At 35.8% G+C, this 16,494-nt stretch carries 23 protein-coding genes and 1 pseudogene; 17 read left to right on the top strand and 7 right to left on the bottom strand.

From position 1 onward, the window contains the following. Positions 1–10 precede the first annotated feature (10 nt). From GWJ01_RS05350 to GWJ01_RS05285, 15 genes and pseudogenes are all read left to right on the top strand, one after another. Positions 11–425: pseudogene (locus tag GWJ01_RS05350) on the top strand (SAM-dependent methyltransferase). Then, entirely contained in the window at positions 422–574 is a 153-nt protein-coding gene (locus GWJ01_RS18680; protein ID WP_167395491.1) for a hypothetical protein, read from the top strand. Before GWJ01_RS05350 ends, GWJ01_RS18680 begins: the two are co-directional and overlap by 4 nt. Further along, positions 571–891, top strand: a complete 321-nt coding sequence (locus GWJ01_RS05345) for a hypothetical protein (RefSeq protein WP_161710800.1) — start codon at positions 571–573, stop codon at positions 889–891. The genes GWJ01_RS18680 and GWJ01_RS05345 overlap by 4 nt, the downstream gene beginning before the upstream one ends. Position 892: 1 nt before the next feature. Beyond that, positions 893–1,570 (top strand): exodeoxyribonuclease X, encoded by a 678-nt coding sequence (gene exoX / locus GWJ01_RS05340; RefSeq protein ID WP_161710799.1) that lies wholly within the window; start codon positions 893–895, stop codon positions 1,568–1,570. Then, positions 1,563–2,180, top strand: coding sequence for an ERF family protein (locus GWJ01_RS05335; protein ID WP_161710798.1), 618 nt, complete (start codon positions 1,563–1,565; stop codon positions 2,178–2,180). The genes exoX and GWJ01_RS05335 overlap by 8 nt, the downstream gene beginning before the upstream one ends. Continuing rightward, positions 2,180–2,635, top strand: coding sequence for a single-stranded DNA-binding protein (gene ssb, locus GWJ01_RS05330; RefSeq protein ID WP_161710797.1), 456 nt, complete (start codon positions 2,180–2,182; stop codon positions 2,633–2,635). The genes GWJ01_RS05335 and ssb overlap by 1 nt, the downstream gene beginning before the upstream one ends. A 32-nt stretch (positions 2,636–2,667) precedes the next feature. Beyond that, positions 2,668–3,513 (top strand): phosphoadenosine phosphosulfate reductase domain-containing protein, encoded by an 846-nt coding sequence (locus GWJ01_RS05325; RefSeq protein ID WP_161710796.1) that lies wholly within the window; start codon positions 2,668–2,670, stop codon positions 3,511–3,513. Between the two features lie 39 nt (positions 3,514–3,552). Next, positions 3,553–3,750 (top strand): hypothetical protein, encoded by a 198-nt coding sequence (locus GWJ01_RS05320; RefSeq protein WP_161710795.1) that lies wholly within the window; start codon positions 3,553–3,555, stop codon positions 3,748–3,750. Between the two features lie 2 nt (positions 3,751–3,752). Then, the gene (locus tag GWJ01_RS05315) at positions 3,753–4,055 is read left to right on the top strand and encodes a ClpX C4-type zinc finger protein (protein ID WP_161710794.1); all 303 of its coding nucleotides are present in this window, start codon (positions 3,753–3,755) and stop codon (positions 4,053–4,055) included. Further along, on the top strand, positions 4,055–4,285 hold the full coding sequence (locus GWJ01_RS05310) for a hypothetical protein (protein ID WP_161710793.1): 231 nt from the start codon (positions 4,055–4,057) through the stop codon (positions 4,283–4,285). Before GWJ01_RS05315 ends, GWJ01_RS05310 begins: the two co-directional genes overlap by 1 nt. After that, positions 4,278–4,559, top strand: coding sequence for a hypothetical protein (locus tag GWJ01_RS05305; RefSeq protein ID WP_161710792.1), 282 nt, complete (start codon positions 4,278–4,280; stop codon positions 4,557–4,559). Before GWJ01_RS05310 ends, GWJ01_RS05305 begins: the two co-directional genes overlap by 8 nt. A gap of 157 nt (positions 4,560–4,716) precedes the next feature. Then, a complete protein-coding gene (locus tag GWJ01_RS05300) occupies positions 4,717–4,893 on the top strand; it encodes a hypothetical protein (protein WP_004916560.1) in 177 nt (58 codons plus the stop codon). A gap of 3 nt (positions 4,894–4,896) precedes the next feature. Then, positions 4,897–5,223, top strand: coding sequence for a phage protein NinX family protein (locus GWJ01_RS05295; protein WP_161710791.1), 327 nt, complete (start codon positions 4,897–4,899; stop codon positions 5,221–5,223). Further along, positions 5,201–5,383, top strand: coding sequence for a hypothetical protein (locus tag GWJ01_RS05290; RefSeq protein WP_161710790.1), 183 nt, complete (start codon positions 5,201–5,203; stop codon positions 5,381–5,383). The genes GWJ01_RS05295 and GWJ01_RS05290 overlap by 23 nt, the downstream gene beginning before the upstream one ends. Positions 5,384–5,843: 460 nt before the next feature. Further along, positions 5,844–6,032: a helix-turn-helix transcriptional regulator gene (locus GWJ01_RS05285; protein WP_161710789.1), complete on the top strand. Its 189-nt coding sequence runs from the start codon at positions 5,844–5,846 to the stop codon at positions 6,030–6,032. On the opposite strand, the gene GWJ01_RS05280 is transcribed toward GWJ01_RS05285, so the two are convergent. After that, positions 6,013–7,188 carry a tyrosine-type recombinase/integrase gene (locus tag GWJ01_RS05280; protein ID WP_161710788.1) on the bottom strand — a complete coding sequence of 392 codons (1,176 nt, stop codon included), beginning with the start codon at positions 7,186–7,188 and terminating at the stop codon, positions 6,013–6,015. The genes GWJ01_RS05285 and GWJ01_RS05280 overlap by 20 nt on opposite strands. 177 nt (positions 7,189–7,365) lie before the next feature. Between GWJ01_RS05280 and sbcB the strand changes: the two genes are divergently transcribed. After that, positions 7,366–8,796 (top strand): exodeoxyribonuclease I, encoded by a 1,431-nt coding sequence (sbcB, locus tag GWJ01_RS05275; protein ID WP_161710787.1) that lies wholly within the window; start codon positions 7,366–7,368, stop codon positions 8,794–8,796. Positions 8,797–8,863: 67 nt separating this feature from the next. Here the strand turns inward: sbcB and dld are convergent, their stop codons facing one another. Both dld and GWJ01_RS05265 read right to left on the bottom strand, forming a co-directional pair. After that, positions 8,864–10,624: a D-lactate dehydrogenase gene (dld, locus tag GWJ01_RS05270; RefSeq protein WP_161710786.1), complete on the bottom strand. Its 1,761-nt coding sequence runs from the start codon at positions 10,622–10,624 to the stop codon at positions 8,864–8,866. A 231-nt stretch (positions 10,625–10,855) separates the two neighbouring features. Beyond that, a complete protein-coding gene (locus GWJ01_RS05265; RefSeq protein WP_161710785.1) occupies positions 10,856–11,743 on the bottom strand; it encodes a LysR family transcriptional regulator in 888 nt (295 codons plus the stop codon). A gap of 148 nt (positions 11,744–11,891) precedes the next feature. On the opposite strand from GWJ01_RS05265, the gene GWJ01_RS05260 reads away from it, so the two are divergent. Beyond that, a complete protein-coding gene (locus tag GWJ01_RS05260; RefSeq protein ID WP_109402759.1) occupies positions 11,892–13,541 on the top strand; it encodes an alpha-keto acid decarboxylase family protein in 1,650 nt (549 codons plus the stop codon). Between the two features lie 456 nt (positions 13,542–13,997). Here GWJ01_RS05260 and GWJ01_RS05255 read toward each other — a convergent pair whose 3' ends face one another. The 4 genes from GWJ01_RS05255 to GWJ01_RS05240 all read right to left on the bottom strand — a co-directional run bounded on the left by GWJ01_RS05255 (position 13,998) and on the right by GWJ01_RS05240 (position 16,353). Beyond that, a complete protein-coding gene (locus tag GWJ01_RS05255) occupies positions 13,998–14,342 on the bottom strand; it encodes an immunity 8 family protein (RefSeq protein ID WP_109402758.1) in 345 nt (114 codons plus the stop codon). A 97-nt stretch (positions 14,343–14,439) separates the two neighbouring features. Beyond that, complete coding sequence (locus GWJ01_RS05250) at positions 14,440–15,048, bottom strand: hypothetical protein (RefSeq protein ID WP_109402757.1); 609 nt, start codon at positions 15,046–15,048, stop codon at positions 14,440–14,442. A gap of 116 nt (positions 15,049–15,164) precedes the next feature. Further along, the gene (locus GWJ01_RS05245) at positions 15,165–15,527 is read right to left on the bottom strand and encodes a hypothetical protein (RefSeq protein ID WP_109402756.1); all 363 of its coding nucleotides are present in this window, start codon (positions 15,525–15,527) and stop codon (positions 15,165–15,167) included. Between the two features lie 403 nt (positions 15,528–15,930). Next, a complete protein-coding gene (locus tag GWJ01_RS05240) occupies positions 15,931–16,353 on the bottom strand; it encodes a hypothetical protein (RefSeq protein ID WP_227003198.1) in 423 nt (140 codons plus the stop codon). Positions 16,354–16,494: the final 141 nt, after the last annotated feature.

Raw genomic sequence — 16,494 nt, 5'->3', positions numbered from 1 at the left:
GGAGATAGTCATGCACCTCATCTTGGATATGTGCTGTGGTAGTCGCATGTTCTGGTTTGATAAGGAAGATAACCGAGCAATTTACAGCGACATCCGCGCAGAGAAACACATTTTATGTGATGGCAGGAAGCTAAATATCACACCAGACATTATCGCTGATTTTAATTAGAGTTGACCACAACGCATGGATGTTTAAAAAGTATGGGAGATTAAATAAAGAGTCATGGAAAGACGATTTATCAAAAGGATTTAGTGAAGCATTTAGAGTGCTCAAGCCAAACGGAACATTGGCATTCAAGTGGAATGAAACGCAAATACCTACCAAGCAAGTTTTAGCGCTAACCGACCAAAAACCAACAATAGTACAGCGTGTCGGTAAGAACGATAAAACGCATTGGGTGCTGTTTATTAGGGAGGAGTTATGAGCAACTCAAAGCAATGGTTAGAAGAATTACGCAGGAAGCGTAAAGAATCGCAGGAACGCGAACGCAATGAATTTATGTATCAAACGGAAGTGTTAGGACGACAAGGACTGTCATTGCCAATGAAGGACTTTCAGGGGGATTTTCAATGAACGTTTCTAATTCCTACCCTACCGATAAATACCCTCAATTAACATCTCCATCATTAGCAAAAAACAGAGAGGAAGCTCTGGCTCAAGCTATTGCAATGATTGAGGGGCATTTGCCGAATACGAGCGTGAAGGAGAGAGAAAAGCGACTAGCAATGGAACTGCTACACATGAACTTGGACGCATCGAAAAATCACCCTCCTATCCCTCAACATATTCAAGCGTTACGTGATGCAGAAAGGAGTTCTGCACCGAGTAATAAATTTGAAATCGATTATTACGGAAGTGATCGCCGATCTGGTCAGTATTTGGGAGATTAATATGACATACAGAGTAGTAGATACAGAGACTTGTGATTTTGACAGCGGAATAGTTGAGATTGCAAGTGTCGACATTAACAACAATGAAATTGATTACACTTCTCAGAAGTCGCACTTTGTAAACCCACAAAAACCTATCTCAATAAGCGCAATGGCCATTCACCACATCACTGATGAAATGGTTGCTGATTCTCCGCTAATTGATGACGTTATCAACGATTACAAGGGAGCCGATTACCTAGTTGCACATAATGCCGAGTTCGATAAGCGAATGATGCCGGAAATGGATGTTCCGTTTATTTGCACGTTAAAGCTGGCAAGACGCTTATATCCAGAGTTAGAGAGCCACAGCAATCAATATCTACGTTACGCGCTAAAGCTGAATGTTCATGTGCCAGATGGATTACACGCACACAGAGCGCTATATGACTGCATTGTTACAGCGTCATTGTTTAAACGAATCAAGGATGATTCAGGGTGGTCAGATACGGAAATGTTAGAAATAACTAATCAGCCATCATTATTAAACAAGTTACGCTTCGGTAAGTACAAAGGAATGACATTCGCCGAAATTAAGAAAGAAAACACAGGTTATTTAACTTGGTTGCTCAATCAGCCTGATTTAGATCCTGATATTGAGTTTTCAATTAAATACTGGCTGGAGAAAAGAGATGAGTGAAGTATACAAGGCAATAAGTAATGTTGCTAAGGAGTTGGCTGAAAAAGGCATCAGTAAGGAAAAGCCCAGGGGCGGTGGCGTAAATTATGCGTTTAGGGGTATTGATGCGGTTTATAACGCCCTAGCCCCTGCATTAGTTAGGCACGGATTACTTATTTTAACTCGCTGTACTGAGCGATCTGTATGCGAAAGAACTAGCAAGAGCGGAGGCGTATTAAATTATGTCACTGTTAAGGCTGAATTTGACTTTGTGTCTGTCACGGATGGCAGTAAACACACAGTCATGACATATGGCGAAGCTATGGATAGCGGAGATAAAGCCACAAACAAAGCCATGTCCATTGCATATAAGTACGCGGCATTTCAGGCGTTCTGTATTCCAACAGAAGAAACAGCAATTGATGCAGATGCGGAAATTCATAACGTAGCGCCACGGACGGCAGAGCAGGTGTTAGCTGATTACACTAACTTCCTTGGAACAGCTACGAATCAGTCACAAATCATGGATGAGTACAAAAAAGCATGGAATGCATTGGCTGGTACTGAATCACAAAAGGAATGTGAGCGTTTAACAGGCATTCGGATTAAAGAACTTAAGGAAGCTGCATAATGGCAAGTAAAGGCGTAAACAAGGTAATTCTCATTGGTCATTTGGGGCAAGCCCCTGAAATACGTTATATGCCGAGTGGTGGCGCAGTAGCAAATCTCACACTAGCCACATCGGAATCGTGGCGTGACAAACAAACCGGTGAGATGAAAGAAAAAACTGAGTGGCATCGAGTATGCATCTTCGGAAAATTAGCAGAAATTGCAGATGAATATCTGAGAAAAGGAAGTCAGGTATACATCGAAGGCTCTCTGCAAACACGTAAATGGCAAGACCAGAGCGGACAAGACCGATACACAACGGAAGTAGTGGTCAATATCGGTGGCACAATGCAGATGCTAGGCGGTAACGGTGGTAATCAGGCAGGAAGCCAGAAGCCACAGCAACCAGCACAACAACCGCAAGCACCACAAAATGAGCCACCTCAAGATTGGGATGACCAAGAAATACCCTTCTAACCACCCTACCCGTTTAACCAAAGGATATAACCATGATTCATGTTGTCAGTTTTTCTGGCGGCAGAACCTCGGCTTATCTCGTGCATCTGATGAAACAAAGACGAATCAAGGAAGATTTGGATGTTAGATACATTTACATGGACACAGGAGCGGAACACCCAAAGACATACGAGTTCATTAAAAATGTCGTATCACATTGGGGTATTAACTTAACCTGTTTGCGTGTCGTAGTTAATCCAGAACTTGGACAAGGAAATAGCTACGAAGTAATACCCGTCAGTGAAATCAAGCATGACCTTGAGCCATGGAAAGCCATAGTTAAAAAATACGGACTACCCTATCCAGCTGGTGCGTTCTGCACCAGGGAAATGAAATTCAATCCAGTCACCAAATACTGCAAAGATAACTTTGATGAATATACGACATGGATCGGAATACGAGCAGATGAACAAAACAGATTGAAGCCAAAGGATGGCATTAATTATCTAGCTGATATCAGTGACTTTGAAAAGGATGATATTAATCACTGGTGGTCAAAACAACCTTTCGATTTAAACATTCCTGAGCACCTCGGAAACTGCGTTTTCTGCATCAAGAAAAGTGTAAATAAAATTGCCTTAGCTGCAAGAGATGAGCCTATTCTAGCGAAGCAATTTATTGATGTGATTAATGGGGATGTCAGAGAAGTTAATCGAGAGCAGCAATCAAGCCAAATTATGTTTAGAGGTAATAATTCACTGGAAGGAATAATTGCTTTATTCAAGGGCCATACAAGAGATGAAATAGCTAGTGTAGTTAAAGGTTCTGGCGGATATAAATCAGGTTCTTGTAGTGAATCTTGTGAAGCTTTTAATTGCCAACTGGATTTACCTATTTAACCCACGAACTAAGTGCAAGGATGCAAACAGGAGATAGATATGAAAGGAAAACAGTATCAATGCCATGACTGCGGAGATGAAACAAAAATAATCCAATCTTATGATCAGACGTCAAATACATATGGTTTCATAATTCAATGCCTTAATTGTGGGTATGAGGCTGGTCTATTCGACACCCTTGAAGATGCAGAGACGGTGATCAATGGTAACTCGCAGGGATGCAATGAAGAGGAATGAATATGAATACCTTTACATACCATAATCAAATTATGAATTTCACATTACCAGAACCAGACCCTAGGAATGTTTGTAACTTTTGCGGTGGAAGCGGTAGTAAGGACAATTTAATCCAAGGTAAAGCAGCAAATATTTGTTTTGAGTGTTCTGATTTGGCGAAAGAAATTGCAGATGAAAAGCGTAAGGAAATAGCAGAAAAGGAAATTAAAGAAATTATTCGATTAATTGAAGGTTATGCGGCCAAAAATGACAGTGCAGACATTGCCAGTCTGCTTTATCAAGCTGGATATAGAAAGGTGGAGTGATGGATAAATCAAGGCGGCAATTTGAAGAGTTTATAAGTAAAGGTGATTACCCTTGGGTGAAAGGTATTATCCCTGTCATGTGGATGGTGTGGGAAGCATCACGCGAGAGTTTGGAGGTTGATTTGCCAGAGCCATTTATTGCAAATGAAAATTGCGAAACTTGGTGTTATGACGAAGATTTAGTTAATCAGGCATTAATCAGCAATGGAGTGAAAATAAAAAATGAATGATGAAATCTTGGAGTTAGCGATTGATTTAAAAAATAAAGCTAAGGTATTAAGCGTTGGGCATGAACGATCATATGTTAATTTAAATACGCTAATAAAAATTTGCGAATATATCGAACGCATTAACAATCTACAGCCTGTCGCTTGGATGTACCCTGTGTTTCATGATGAGAAAATGCAATTCACTACTGATGCAGTTACATCTGAAAATATAGATATTCATTTTCAATCTCATGGCTCACCATTTAAAGTAACCCCGCTATATAAATTAGATTAAACAACCATGCAAATAATCGGATATGTATTGCTCATGCTAATACAGGGTTCTGCTGTGCCTATAACGGAAGATATATACACGAAATCGGAATGCAATAAACGTGCTGAATATTTAATGTCAGTGAGGAATGTTGAATTTGTTTGTGGAGAGGTGATTCGTGAAAATAACAATTGAATGTAAAGATAATGAGTATTTATTTGCTCTTGAAGCAGCAAAAACAATTATCAGTAATAAGCCAGATGTTAATGCATTAGCCGTGGCTACTGGTGATGGGAAAACGGCGTACGGGAAGAAATCACATGCGGGTAATTACAAAATAACTGTTAAGGATTAATCAATGAATAAATACACCGAACTATCTGATTTCGAGATTAATAAAAAGGTTGCTGAAAATCTTAAATTAAACACAATCGCATATGAACGCACTGAAATAGTTTTGTTTGATGATATGGATGCAACGCCTTTCGACCCTTGCAACAACCCATCTGACGCAATGCCGATTATTAACGAATATGGAATTAGCCTTATATATCAAGATAGACAATTCCAGTTTGCAACTAACGACGGAAACATAGAGTGCTGTATTGCCAATCCATTAAAGGCAGCAATGATTATTTTCTTATGTATAAAGGATTCGGAGAATGAGAATAACAACAACAGTTAAAAATAAAGATGATATTGAATTAATTGCATACTCACATTGGTGCTTATCTAATTTCATTGATATTCAATATAAAGAGTGTGCTTATTCTCTTAATGATATGCAAGTATGGATAGTTAGAAATAAAAATGGAAATATATCTGTTAAAGGCTATCGAGTTTAATAATTAAACATCTCAAATCAAATATTAAATGAATGGAAAATAGCGTAGGTGAATTATGGAAATCAGAATTCATGGTGATGTTAATGATATAGAAAAGATGGCAATAAATGCAGCTTTAAATATCCACGATAAAAGCAAGAAAGGATTTCGAATAAATCACAGAGTTAAAATTAAAAATACAATTTATAACGTTGAAATAGAAAATTGCCCCAATTCTCTCAGAGTAATAATGAGAAATAAAAGGCAAAGACTATGAATGCACAGGCAATGGAAAACGCACGAAGGCAAATAGCAAAGGAATGCTTAATCGAAATCAGAAGCCACGGAATACCAAACGACAAACTAACCACTCAGATCCTCGATAAATACACGCCAAAGTTTAAGCCTCTAAATCACATGAACTATCAGGACAAGATGGTTTTATCGTATTACCTACGGAAATTACAAAAGGAAGAGAAGAATGGATAGAACATTAATGACTAGTGATGAAGTGATGAATAAATTAGGAATCTCATCGAGACAAACTTTATGGGATTACGAGCGAAGAAGAAAATTTCCTCGCCCTATTAGATTGAGACCTAAAGCATACCTTAGAACAGATGTTTATAAGTGGATTAAAAACGGTGGCGCTAGTCAGACAACTCCCTAACGTGATCCATTATTTTCGTAAAGTGAATCTCATACGCCTTTCTTTGATCATCAATCCAGTCGTGCTTATTATACACAGACATGATCCCACCAAGCTCATGCCCTAGCATTTTTTCTATGACATGCGGGGCAACACCCTCCTCTGATAACCTAGTAGCTAGAGAGCGCCTAAAATCATGAGCTCTCCAGTATTCTAAGTTCATTTCATCTCTTATTCTTCCAATATATCTATTAGCAGCCGCTATTGTTATTGGTTTGCTAATATCTTGCCCCGGGAATAAATAATCTTTGTATGTGATTAGTGCCTTATTTAATAATGGCTCTATTCCATCAAATATAGGTCTTCTTATTGTATTTTTTGCTTTGCTATATTCAGGAGTAATGGTCCATACCTTCTCCTTCAAGTCAAAGTCTGACTTTCTCGATCTTCTTAGTTCTGATAATCGACATCCCCATAGCATAGCCATTTGATGCAAAAGCTTATTAGATGTTGATGCTCGGCTTCTTTCTATTGCTATCCATATTTTAGCAAGTTCATTATATGTCAGAACTCTCTCGCCTTTATTTGTTCTTATACCTATATCTTTTGGGCTTATTTTCATAAGCTCACATGAGTTAATAAACTGCCTTCTAATGCACCAATTTATAGCTGACTTAAGCTGTACAAATATAGTTCTTGCTTTCTTGGGGTTTTCTTTTTCGAAAGCCAGAAATAAATCCATCCAATTTTTAGAGGATATCTCCTCTATATCAATGCCAGTAAAGATATTTTTGGTATTTTTAACAACAACAGCTTCATACAATAGTATTGTATTCTCTCTCAGTTGCGGGAAGTAGGTTTGCTTCCAATAAGAGATGCAGTCATGCAATGTAACAATGTTTCTGCTTTCTTTTCCATCATGATGTCTAGGATCGTTTCCCCTAGCAACACATTCCTTAATTTCATCAGCCCTTACCCTAGCATCTCTAAGAGTAACTATTGGGTATCTACCAATGCTAATTCTATGCTGCTTTCCATCTAATCTATATCTGCATTGGAAGGTAATCACTCCCTTTGGAGATATCCTAACGCTGAGACCATCTTCATCAGCTACTTCTGGTTTACCTGAATATGGTTTACCATTAATAGATCTAAGCTTCGTGTCACTAAGAGCCATAATATTTTGTACTCACTCTTTTTTGTAGTTTTGTACTCATTCTGTACTCAATATGACATGGACGATACTGGACAGTAAAGAACATTAGCACTCAAAAGAGCGAAATAGTTGATGTCAAGGTGCTATAAACAGCAATAAATCAATGAATTAAAACACAAATTATTACGGTAGATAACATTGACTAACACAATCAAACAACCAACGTTCTATATCCATGACTACGAAACCTTCGGCACTAATCCTGCCCTAGATCGCCCAGCTCAATTTGCAGGTATAAGAACTGATATGGATTTCAATATTATTGAAGATCCTCTCGTTATTTATTGCAAACCTAATGATGATTATCTACCTCATCCAGAAGCCGTGATGATCACGGGAATAACCCCTCAAATTGCGGCAAAAAATGGGATGGTTGAAGCAGAGTTTACTCGCCAAATCCACCAAGCTTTTAGCCAACCTAATAGCTGTATTATGGGTTATAACAACCTTCGTTTTGATGATGAAGTCACTCGTAATATCCTTTATCGTAATTTTTATGATCCTTATGCTTATAGCTGGCAAAAAGGAAACTCGCGTTGGGATTTACTTGATGTTTTACGTGCCTGTTATGCACTGCGCCCTGAAGGTATTATTTGGCCTGAAAATGAGGACGGTTTTCCAAGCTTTCGTTTAGAGTTATTAACTAAAGCCAATGGCATTTCTCATGAAAATGCCCATGATGCAATGTCTGATGTTTATGCCACCATTGCGATGGCAAAAAAATTAAAACAAGCTCAACCACGAATGTTTGATTATTTCTTTAATTTACGTGATAAACGCAAAGTGCAAGCGCTAATTGATATTCCAGCAATGACACCGATTGTGCATGTTTCAGGTATGTTTGGTGCCGCGCGTTCTAATTTAAGTCTTGTTGCCCCATTAGCGTGGCATCCTGATAATCGTAATGCAGTTATTGTTTGTGACTTAGCCGCAGATATATCTCCTCTATTAACCCTCAACTCAGACCAATTACGTGAGCGTTTATATACACCACGTAGTGAATTATCAGCTGATGAGCCACCTGTTCCAATTAAATTATTGCATATTAATAAATGCCCAATTGTCGCACCGCAAAAGACATTAAGACAACAAGATGCAGATAGAATTGGTTTAGATGTTGATACTTGTTTAAAAAATCAAGCGATCTTGTTTTCTCACCCTGATATACGCAATAAAGTTGTGGAAATATTTGCACAACAAACGCCTTTTGCTGTATCCGATAATGTTGATTCACAGATTTATAATGGTTTTTTCAGTGAAAATGATCGTAGTGCGATGGAGATTATTCGCTCAACACAACCACAGAATTTACCAGCTTTAGATTTAACGTTTGAAGATGCGAGAATGGAACCTCTATTTTTCCGTTATCGTGCAAGAAATTATCCTTCAACGCTTGATTATGATGAACAACAACGTTGGTTGGCGCATAGAAAAGAGATGTTAACGCCAGAAAAACTAACGGAATATATTAATACTATTCAGTTATTAGCGGAAGAACACGCTGATAACGAGGAAAAATTAAAACAGCTACAAGAGCTTTATTTATATGCTCAAGAGATTGCGAGTTAATTGATAAAATAAAAGGCAGGTTTTACCCTGCCTTTCTTGTTGCTTAAATAAGCTCAGTATAAAACTATTATTCTTTATTCTCTGTATTAGCCTCATTATGAGCGCGTCCACAACCACACTCATCTCCCCAATATTTTAATTTTGAGGTTTTACCAATACCTGGGTTCATGCTATTGGTTGGATCGTTATGTTTATAGAATGCTTTTAATTGAGGCTTAGCATAATACATATGGCCCACGTTATGCTCTGCGGGATATTCTGCTCCACGTTGATCTAATAGCGCCAGCATTTCTGCTTTTAATGCCTTAGCATCAACACCTTTTTTAATAATGTAATCTTGGTGCATAACGTGACACATAAAATGCCCACAATAGAGTTTATAAAGTAATTTACTCTCTATTTCGGGTGGTAGTTTTTCAAACCAATCTTTGTCATTACGACGCAATGCAATATCTAATGGCAACACATCTTCTACGTCATTAACATGAACGGCATGATAACGGACAGCAGCACCTGCGGCGGCAAAACGATGCAAGAAGGCTTTATTTCCCTCTTCTTCAGTACATTCAAAATAATCGCCTGATGCTGATTTAAAGTATTCTTTTAAATAAGTCGCAGCTTCTTCAATTCCATCATCAGCCATTCTTAACATAAGATGATGTTCATATTTGTCACGAAAATCTGTCATACGCTCTGGTAAATGAGCAGGCCATAGTTTGCTCATAAATTGCATGGTTCTATCTACCATGTTTTTAGGTAAGAAAGGCACTTTATTTAATACCGCATCTACTCGCCCTTTTACGGCAAATAATATTGGCATTTTATCTGTGCCTAATTTATCAATCACCAAAAACGTATCTTTTCCATACACTTCAGCCATTTTATAATAGCTTCTGTGCATATATTCCCCTGCAACAGGTAGCTTTTTAAAATGACTTAAAATATGACGACGAATATCTTCAAGCTCGTCCGGATTATTAGTACCAATATAAAAAACCTGAGTGCGATGATCTGCTGGGAAAGTATCTAATCTCACGGCAAATACAGATAATTTTCCTGCGCTCCCAGCAGCTTCATATAAACGGCGTTCATCATTATTAAAACGAGATGGTGTATTAGCATCAACATCGCGTATACGCTCATGATATTCATGGTCAGAAGCTAATTTTTCTGTCGTTTTTATCTGTTTCTCATGATAATGACGATTATCTAAATTAGTTAATATTTCTTCTGGCGTTTCACCTAAATCAATACCTAAATGGTTAACTAATTCAGCTTCCCCTTTTTCATTAACTCGAGCATAAAGTGATAATTCGGTATATGCAGGTCCGCGGCGAACTAAAGCACCACCCGAGTTATTACAAATTCCCCCTATTACCGATGCACCAATACAAGATGATCCAATAACAGAATGAGGCTCACGCCCTAATGGCTTTAACACCTTCTCTAAATGCCATAACGTACTGCCAGGAAAAGCGATAACTTGATTATGCTCTGAGAGAACCTGTATTTTATCTTGACGTAATGTACTAATAATCACGATGTCTCTATCATAATCATCACCATTAGGTGTCGAGCCTTCTGTTAATCCAGTATTCGCCGCTTGCATAATAATAATTTTATCGGCTTCAACACAGGTTTTAAAAACTCGCCATTGTTCTAATAAATTAGCGGGAAAGACAACGGCTAACGCCTTACCTTGTCCTGAACGAAAACCTTTACGATAACGTTCTGTTTTATGTGCTTGTGTTAATACCTGTTTTTTACCAACAATACCTTCAAGTTTGCGAATAAAATGTTGATTTACAGAACTATTACTCTCATTCATTTTCCCTATCCTATTCCTGTCTTGTCTGATTAATCTTTTATTTGCCCGTTTTTGTTATTACTCGTAAGACTACGTGCAAAATATAAACTTATCATTTATGTAACTACTTTTATACAGCTATCCGCGTTTCTTAAAAAATAACATTTATTTATTTTTAATCATTTTATTATTTAAAGATAATTTTGATATTTATTTCTTAAATAGAATATAAATAAGCTCCATTTTAATGTTTTATTCTATTATTAGCTTTTTTCTTGCTAACTGTTCCCATGCTTGGCAACTGCGGCTTTTATAGTTATTTTTATTATTCGCTAGTGCTATTTGATATGACAATATTGGCTCGACCACTGGAACAACAACCAAATCATCAATAGGGTTTTTATTACACATGCTGTTAGGTAAAAGCGTTATTCCCACACCCGCTTTTACCATTGCAATAATTAAATCTAAATGATTGCTACGCCCCGCAATAATAGGCATAGTATTGTAAATACCACAAGCACTATAAATTAAATCATTAATACGAAAATCTTCAGAAAAGAAAATAAAAGGCTCATTAATCAACTCTTTAAAATGAACTTCCTTTTTTATAGCCAAAGGATGGGATGGCGACATTACTAACATTAAGTGGTCTTCTGAAAAAGGTATTAATTCAAAAGTATCTTCATTAAAAGGCAATACGACCGCGGCTGTTTCAACCCTTCCTTCTCTCATGGCATCAGCCATTTGCTTAGTGCCTAATTCAAATATTTTTAGTTCAACCTGAGGATGAAGAGAACTAAATGCCATAATAATATCAGCAAAATAAGTCGAGGCTATTACAGGAGGTAATCCAACATTTAATACCCCTGTTAATGGCCCAGACTTATCCTGTAATGCTTTATTCATATTATTAAATTGCGCAAGTATCTGTTTTGCATGTTCAAATAGTATTGCACCATCATCCGTTAGCCTGACACCATCAACTTCTCTCACTAATAAAGTAACACCTAACTCATCTTCTAATTTTTTAATACTACGACTAACCGCAGGTTGAGTGATAAATAGCGCATCAGCGGCTCGGCTAAAACCATTTAATTGAACAACCTCAACAAAATAGCGCAATGTACGAATATCCATTAGCAAAGCTTACCTTATTACATTTAGTTATACCCTCAATGATAATAAACCATTTCATATCAAATAATATCCGCGATAAAACATTAAGCATAATGTAAAAGCATTCTTCTACTTTTACAGACTATTATTCGGATTTTATGGAGATAATATGAGTAAGACTGTCGTTGAGTATATGTTAAACCGCCTATATGACTTAGGAATAAGTGATGTTTTTGGTGTTGCAGGTGATTATGCGTTCCCCATAGAAGATACTATTTGTAATAGCAACCATATGCGTTGGATTGGTAACTGCAATGAATTAAATGCGGCTTACGCTGCTGATGGTTATGCCCGAATTAAAGGTATGGCTGCGTTATCGACAACATTTGGTGTTGGTGAATTAAGTGCGATTAATGCTATCGCTGGCTCTTATGCAGAAAACTTACCTATCTTTCATTTAGTTGGTATGCCAGCAAGTGGTGTACAAAAAAGTAAGCGTCTGGTTCATCACACATTGGGTAATGGTGATTTTGATATTTTTTATCAATTAGGCCAACGCCTTGCTTGTGCTCACACAATATTGACACCTGAAAATTGTATTCCCGAAATGGAACGCTTAATTGTGACTGCATTAAAAGAGCGTCGTCCTGTTTATATTGGCTTACCTTCTGATTATGCCACTATGCAAGTGATAGAATATTCACCAATCATCACACCGAAAAAACCAATAAGCGATCAAGAAATACTTGAAAAAGTAGTATCACTCATTATTGAAAAACTTACACACAGCAATAATACCTGCGTATTGCCCGGTATTTTATCCGCACGTTTAGGGTTATCAGATAGTGTTCGATCTTTTATTGATAAGACCGGCTTACCTTATGCCACTATGTTTATGGATAAAAGTATTTTAAGTGAATCTCATCCTCAATATGTTGGTATGTATGATGGCAAATTAATGACACCTGAAGTCAGAGAATTTGTAGAAAATAGTGATTACGTATTAGGAATTGGTGCAATGATGACTGACTTTAATACAGGGAGTTTCACTGCCAATATTAAATCAAAGCAATATATCAGCATCATGCCAGAATATGTTGAGATTGATTCTGTTATCTATACATCCATTTATATGGAAGACGTGCTCTCAGCACTAACTCAAAGATTACCGAATAGAACTTATCATCAGATAAAAGCCAAAGGATTAGGCAAAGCTGTATTATCTGATAATAGTAAAATTACTGCTCAGTATCTCTATCCTCATTTAGAAAAGTTTTTTAAACCTAACGATATTATTATTGCTGAAACAGGTACATCATCAATGGGGTTAGGTTTTTCCCTATTACCAGATGGTGCACAATTCCATAATCAAACATTATGGGGTTCTATTGGTTGGGCAACACCTGCATCATTTGGTGCTGCACTTGCAGCGCCTAACAAACGAGTTATTTTAATTACAGGTGAAGGCTCGCATCAATTAACCGTACAAGAGATTAGCCAATTTGTTCGTTTTGGATTAAAACCAATCATCCTTGTTTTAAATAACGATGGTTACTTAATTGAACGATTATTATGTGATTATCCCGAAGCTTATTATAACGATCTTGCTCAATGGAATTATCATCAATTACCTAAAGCATTTGGTGCAAGAGATTGGTATTGTGAGAAAGTCACAACAATAGATGAATTAAATAAAGCGCTTGAAGTCGCAGGATCCTCAGAAAATGCCTCTTATATCGAAATAGTAACAGAGCGATATGAAGCTTCTGAATTAGCACAAAAATTAAAAGAGTCTAAAGATTCGCTTTATTCTTTTTAAGTTATAGTATGATTTAAATAATAAAACCTAGCCAATGTTTATTTAACTTAGGCTAGGTTTTTGATAGTGTTCTTTGAGTCTTGCCAGAGATTTATCTATTCTGTTCAGCCAAATAAAATTAACTGTCACTTTGAATTTTTTAATAACTAAAAATACTGTATTACTTATTTCATTTTTTAATTTTATACTTATTTACTAAAGTTATTTTAAGTAATACTTTCTCAAGATATATTCCATAAAAATTTTAATTATAAATTTACTTGCTTATTTTATCCACATAACACTTGAAGGTAAATGGCTTAGAAATATTTTTTATTTTTTGATGCGAAACAAATATTTATTTTCAAGTGATGTTCACAGTGTACTTATGTATTTTATGTCTAAACATTTTAATAATTTCAAAATTCTTAATACTAAATAAACTCATCAACTAACGATGCCATGTAATTAATACAATTAAAAATGGTAATTTTCATACTCCCATGCAAAATAACAAGAAAGTTTCCCTGCTATTTCTAACCATGAGTTACCATCACACTTGGCAATATAACTATTAATAACTTTTTTTATTTCATTAATATTATATTCCGGTGTAATAAGTATATGTCTTAATATCCGAGGTCCCCATATATTCTTCAAAATCCATTCAGGAGAACAAACCAACAGATCAAAATTATCAGCACCATTACTCTCTTCGGTGCCTATACGTAGTAATAAACTCAAAGAAAAACACTCATTATCAGGATAATAATTATCTAAATCATAAAAATCGCTAGATAACTCTTTTAGTATTGCTTTCAAACCAATTCCTCATTGTATTATATCTAAGTATTTATTATCGACACAGATTATATTCTAGAGAAAATATCTTCATTTATATTTTATGAAAATCAAGATATTAATTTTTACAATATATCCTTGGGAAATACTCATCAATTTTGTCGTTATCTAATATTCTGTCGAGAGTAAAATCTACTGTATCAGAAACAGCTATTCCATAACGTAATTCTTCAGGAAAGTCATAGATTGAAGCGTATATCGTTGGTACTAAGTACCTAAAATAGTCTCCCATTTTTGTTTTTCCAGTAAAACCAACTGGATAATCTTCCCCTGCAGTATTGCCTTCAATTCCATGATAAACAAAAAAACCTTTATTAGCAGGTAGATTAGACTCACTATAATGACCAGATTTTACCAAATCAGCTTGAAGATTATAGATAATATTATTTCTATCTAAATCAGATCGTTGCCGCCAAGCTGAGTATAAATCAAGTTCAAAATAGCCATTCTTATTTCTTGGATAGTGGTTAAATACTTGAGACTCTTCCCACATATACTCACAGAGATGGTCAAGTAATGGCTCTACATTTTTAATACGTAACAAATTTATTGGTAGATCACCAAAACAGTTATTTACCATAACCGCAATTTTTCCATTTTTATCCATTGCAAACCAAGTATAAATAGTACCAAAATTAGGTTCCCAATATTCATTTAAAACACTCACTATTCCTTTCCTTTAGCCAAGTAACACTGCAATTGTCGCAAGTGGAGTCTTTCTGAGCATTAAGATCCGCAATCTTGAGCTGCATTCCAAGAGTTGACTGGGATTTATCACAAAATTTAGATTGAATTTTCACCATTCAAAAGCACAATAATATTTTCCTCTCCTAACTCATTTCTGAGCATATTTGCTACTTCAGAAGTGTTCAATTCAGGGAAGAATTTATCATTCACTGATATCATAAAATATGACTTCGGTTCTTCAAGCCCAAATTCTTCCGCTATTAGTAGATCTGTTTCCTTTTTATATTTTTCGACTCGATCCTCAATAAAATTCAATTGTTCATGTACTAACACTTCATTAGCAGCATACATAAGATATGACTGCTCGAATAAATAACCGTAATTTAATTTAATTACATCTAATTTAGGTTGTAATGACTCAACATCTAACTTGGTATAACATGTAATATCAATTGCCATCCCATCTCCTACTTGATTCTCGCTGGCTTACCAAATGGTAGAGATATTCACTATAACTCAGATGACTATCTTTTGGTTTCTTAGATCCTAAAAGGCCGAAAGAATAATATATAAATAACCATTTTGAAATTACTTTCTTCAGTGATTCTAAATATGAAGAAATAACAGCTGAAATTACATATAACAGACAAATATATTGCCAATTGAATAAGGACAAAGGAATTAATAACATAGAAATAGAGTTTTGTTCTGATGCGAAATACTTTCAGAAAAAATCCAATGAAATTTAAGTTAAATGACTTTTTAGAAATTCTAAATGAAGCTGTAAGTGACTTAAAAAATTCATGATTCAAGTGTGCTCCCAGCTTTAAACTGGGAGCAGTTCATAAGATAGATTTTTTATTTAAATCAAAATAAGTTCGCCGTGTCGATCAAAAGGTGGATCAACCGGATAATGACGAGTATAAACATTGATAACATGCTGTAAATAACTATTCAGATCCCAATTCGTGTTCTCTACACATTCATCATTTTCATTATAATTAAATATAAGGTCTGGATTATCTGAATCTGTTAGTAGAAAGAGATATTGTGTATAACTTTCTACTGAAATAAAAAATGGTTTTTGTTTTAACAAATCATGGCATTGGATCGATGCCAGCTCTTCTCTTGCACCAATTTGAAATAAAATATCACCTCTTATGGTTTCCTGACCTTGATAAAATACTAGTGGATCATCACCAAAAAGACCACCACTGCAGCGCCCCATACACCTTAAAAACTCATAGAATTGCCCTGTAATTCGAATATCATAAAGGCGTTCCATGCTGGAGATTTCTTCATCAGAATATCCTCTTATATAACTAATATCGATAGATAATTCCGGATAAACTGAGTGTAAATATTCGATGAATTTTATATTCATAGTATTATTAATTTACGTTAAAATATCTAAAATAGTTCAAAG

Source organism: Proteus sp. G2618, from assembly GCF_009915995.1.
Taxonomy (GTDB): Bacteria; Pseudomonadota; Gammaproteobacteria; order Enterobacterales; family Enterobacteriaceae; genus Proteus; species Proteus terrae.
The sequence above is the reverse complement of the archived record's forward strand: the minus strand, read 5'-3'. Positions and strand labels throughout refer to the sequence as shown.

Bases quoted from the DNA above. Each gene is read 5' to 3' on its own strand.
- GWJ01_RS18680 (WP_167395491.1), top strand. From the start codon at position 422: ATGAGCAACTCAAAGCAATGGTTAGAAGAATTACGCAGGAAGCGTAAA.
- GWJ01_RS05345 (WP_161710800.1), top strand. From the start codon at position 571: ATGAACGTTTCTAATTCCTACCCTACCGATAAATACCCTCAATTAACA.
- exoX (WP_161710799.1), top strand. From the start codon at position 893: ATGACATACAGAGTAGTAGATACAGAGACTTGTGATTTTGACAGCGGA.
- GWJ01_RS05335 (WP_161710798.1), top strand. From the start codon at position 1,563: ATGAGTGAAGTATACAAGGCAATAAGTAATGTTGCTAAGGAGTTGGCT.
- ssb (WP_161710797.1), top strand. From the start codon at position 2,180: ATGGCAAGTAAAGGCGTAAACAAGGTAATTCTCATTGGTCATTTGGGG.
- GWJ01_RS05325 (WP_161710796.1), top strand. From the start codon at position 2,668: ATGATTCATGTTGTCAGTTTTTCTGGCGGCAGAACCTCGGCTTATCTC.
- GWJ01_RS05320 (WP_161710795.1), top strand. From the start codon at position 3,553: ATGAAAGGAAAACAGTATCAATGCCATGACTGCGGAGATGAAACAAAA.
- GWJ01_RS05315 (WP_161710794.1), top strand. From the start codon at position 3,753: ATGAATACCTTTACATACCATAATCAAATTATGAATTTCACATTACCA.
- GWJ01_RS05310 (WP_161710793.1), top strand. From the start codon at position 4,055: ATGGATAAATCAAGGCGGCAATTTGAAGAGTTTATAAGTAAAGGTGAT.
- GWJ01_RS05305 (WP_161710792.1), top strand. From the start codon at position 4,278: ATGAATGATGAAATCTTGGAGTTAGCGATTGATTTAAAAAATAAAGCT.
- GWJ01_RS05295 (WP_161710791.1), top strand. From the start codon at position 4,897: ATGAATAAATACACCGAACTATCTGATTTCGAGATTAATAAAAAGGTT.
- GWJ01_RS05290 (WP_161710790.1), top strand. From the start codon at position 5,201: ATGAGAATAACAACAACAGTTAAAAATAAAGATGATATTGAATTAATT.
- GWJ01_RS05285 (WP_161710789.1), top strand. From the start codon at position 5,844: ATGGATAGAACATTAATGACTAGTGATGAAGTGATGAATAAATTAGGA.
- GWJ01_RS05280 (WP_161710788.1), bottom strand. From the start codon at position 7,188: ATGGCTCTTAGTGACACGAAGCTTAGATCTATTAATGGTAAACCATAT.
- dld (WP_161710786.1), bottom strand. From the start codon at position 10,624: ATGAATGAGAGTAATAGTTCTGTAAATCAACATTTTATTCGCAAACTT.
- GWJ01_RS05265 (WP_161710785.1), bottom strand. From the start codon at position 11,743: ATGGATATTCGTACATTGCGCTATTTTGTTGAGGTTGTTCAATTAAAT.
- GWJ01_RS05260 (WP_109402759.1), top strand. From the start codon at position 11,892: ATGAGTAAGACTGTCGTTGAGTATATGTTAAACCGCCTATATGACTTA.
- GWJ01_RS05245 (WP_109402756.1), bottom strand. From the start codon at position 15,527: ATGGCAATTGATATTACATGTTATACCAAGTTAGATGTTGAGTCATTA.
- GWJ01_RS05240 (WP_227003198.1), bottom strand. From the start codon at position 16,353: ATGGAACGCCTTTATGATATTCGAATTACAGGGCAATTCTATGAGTTT.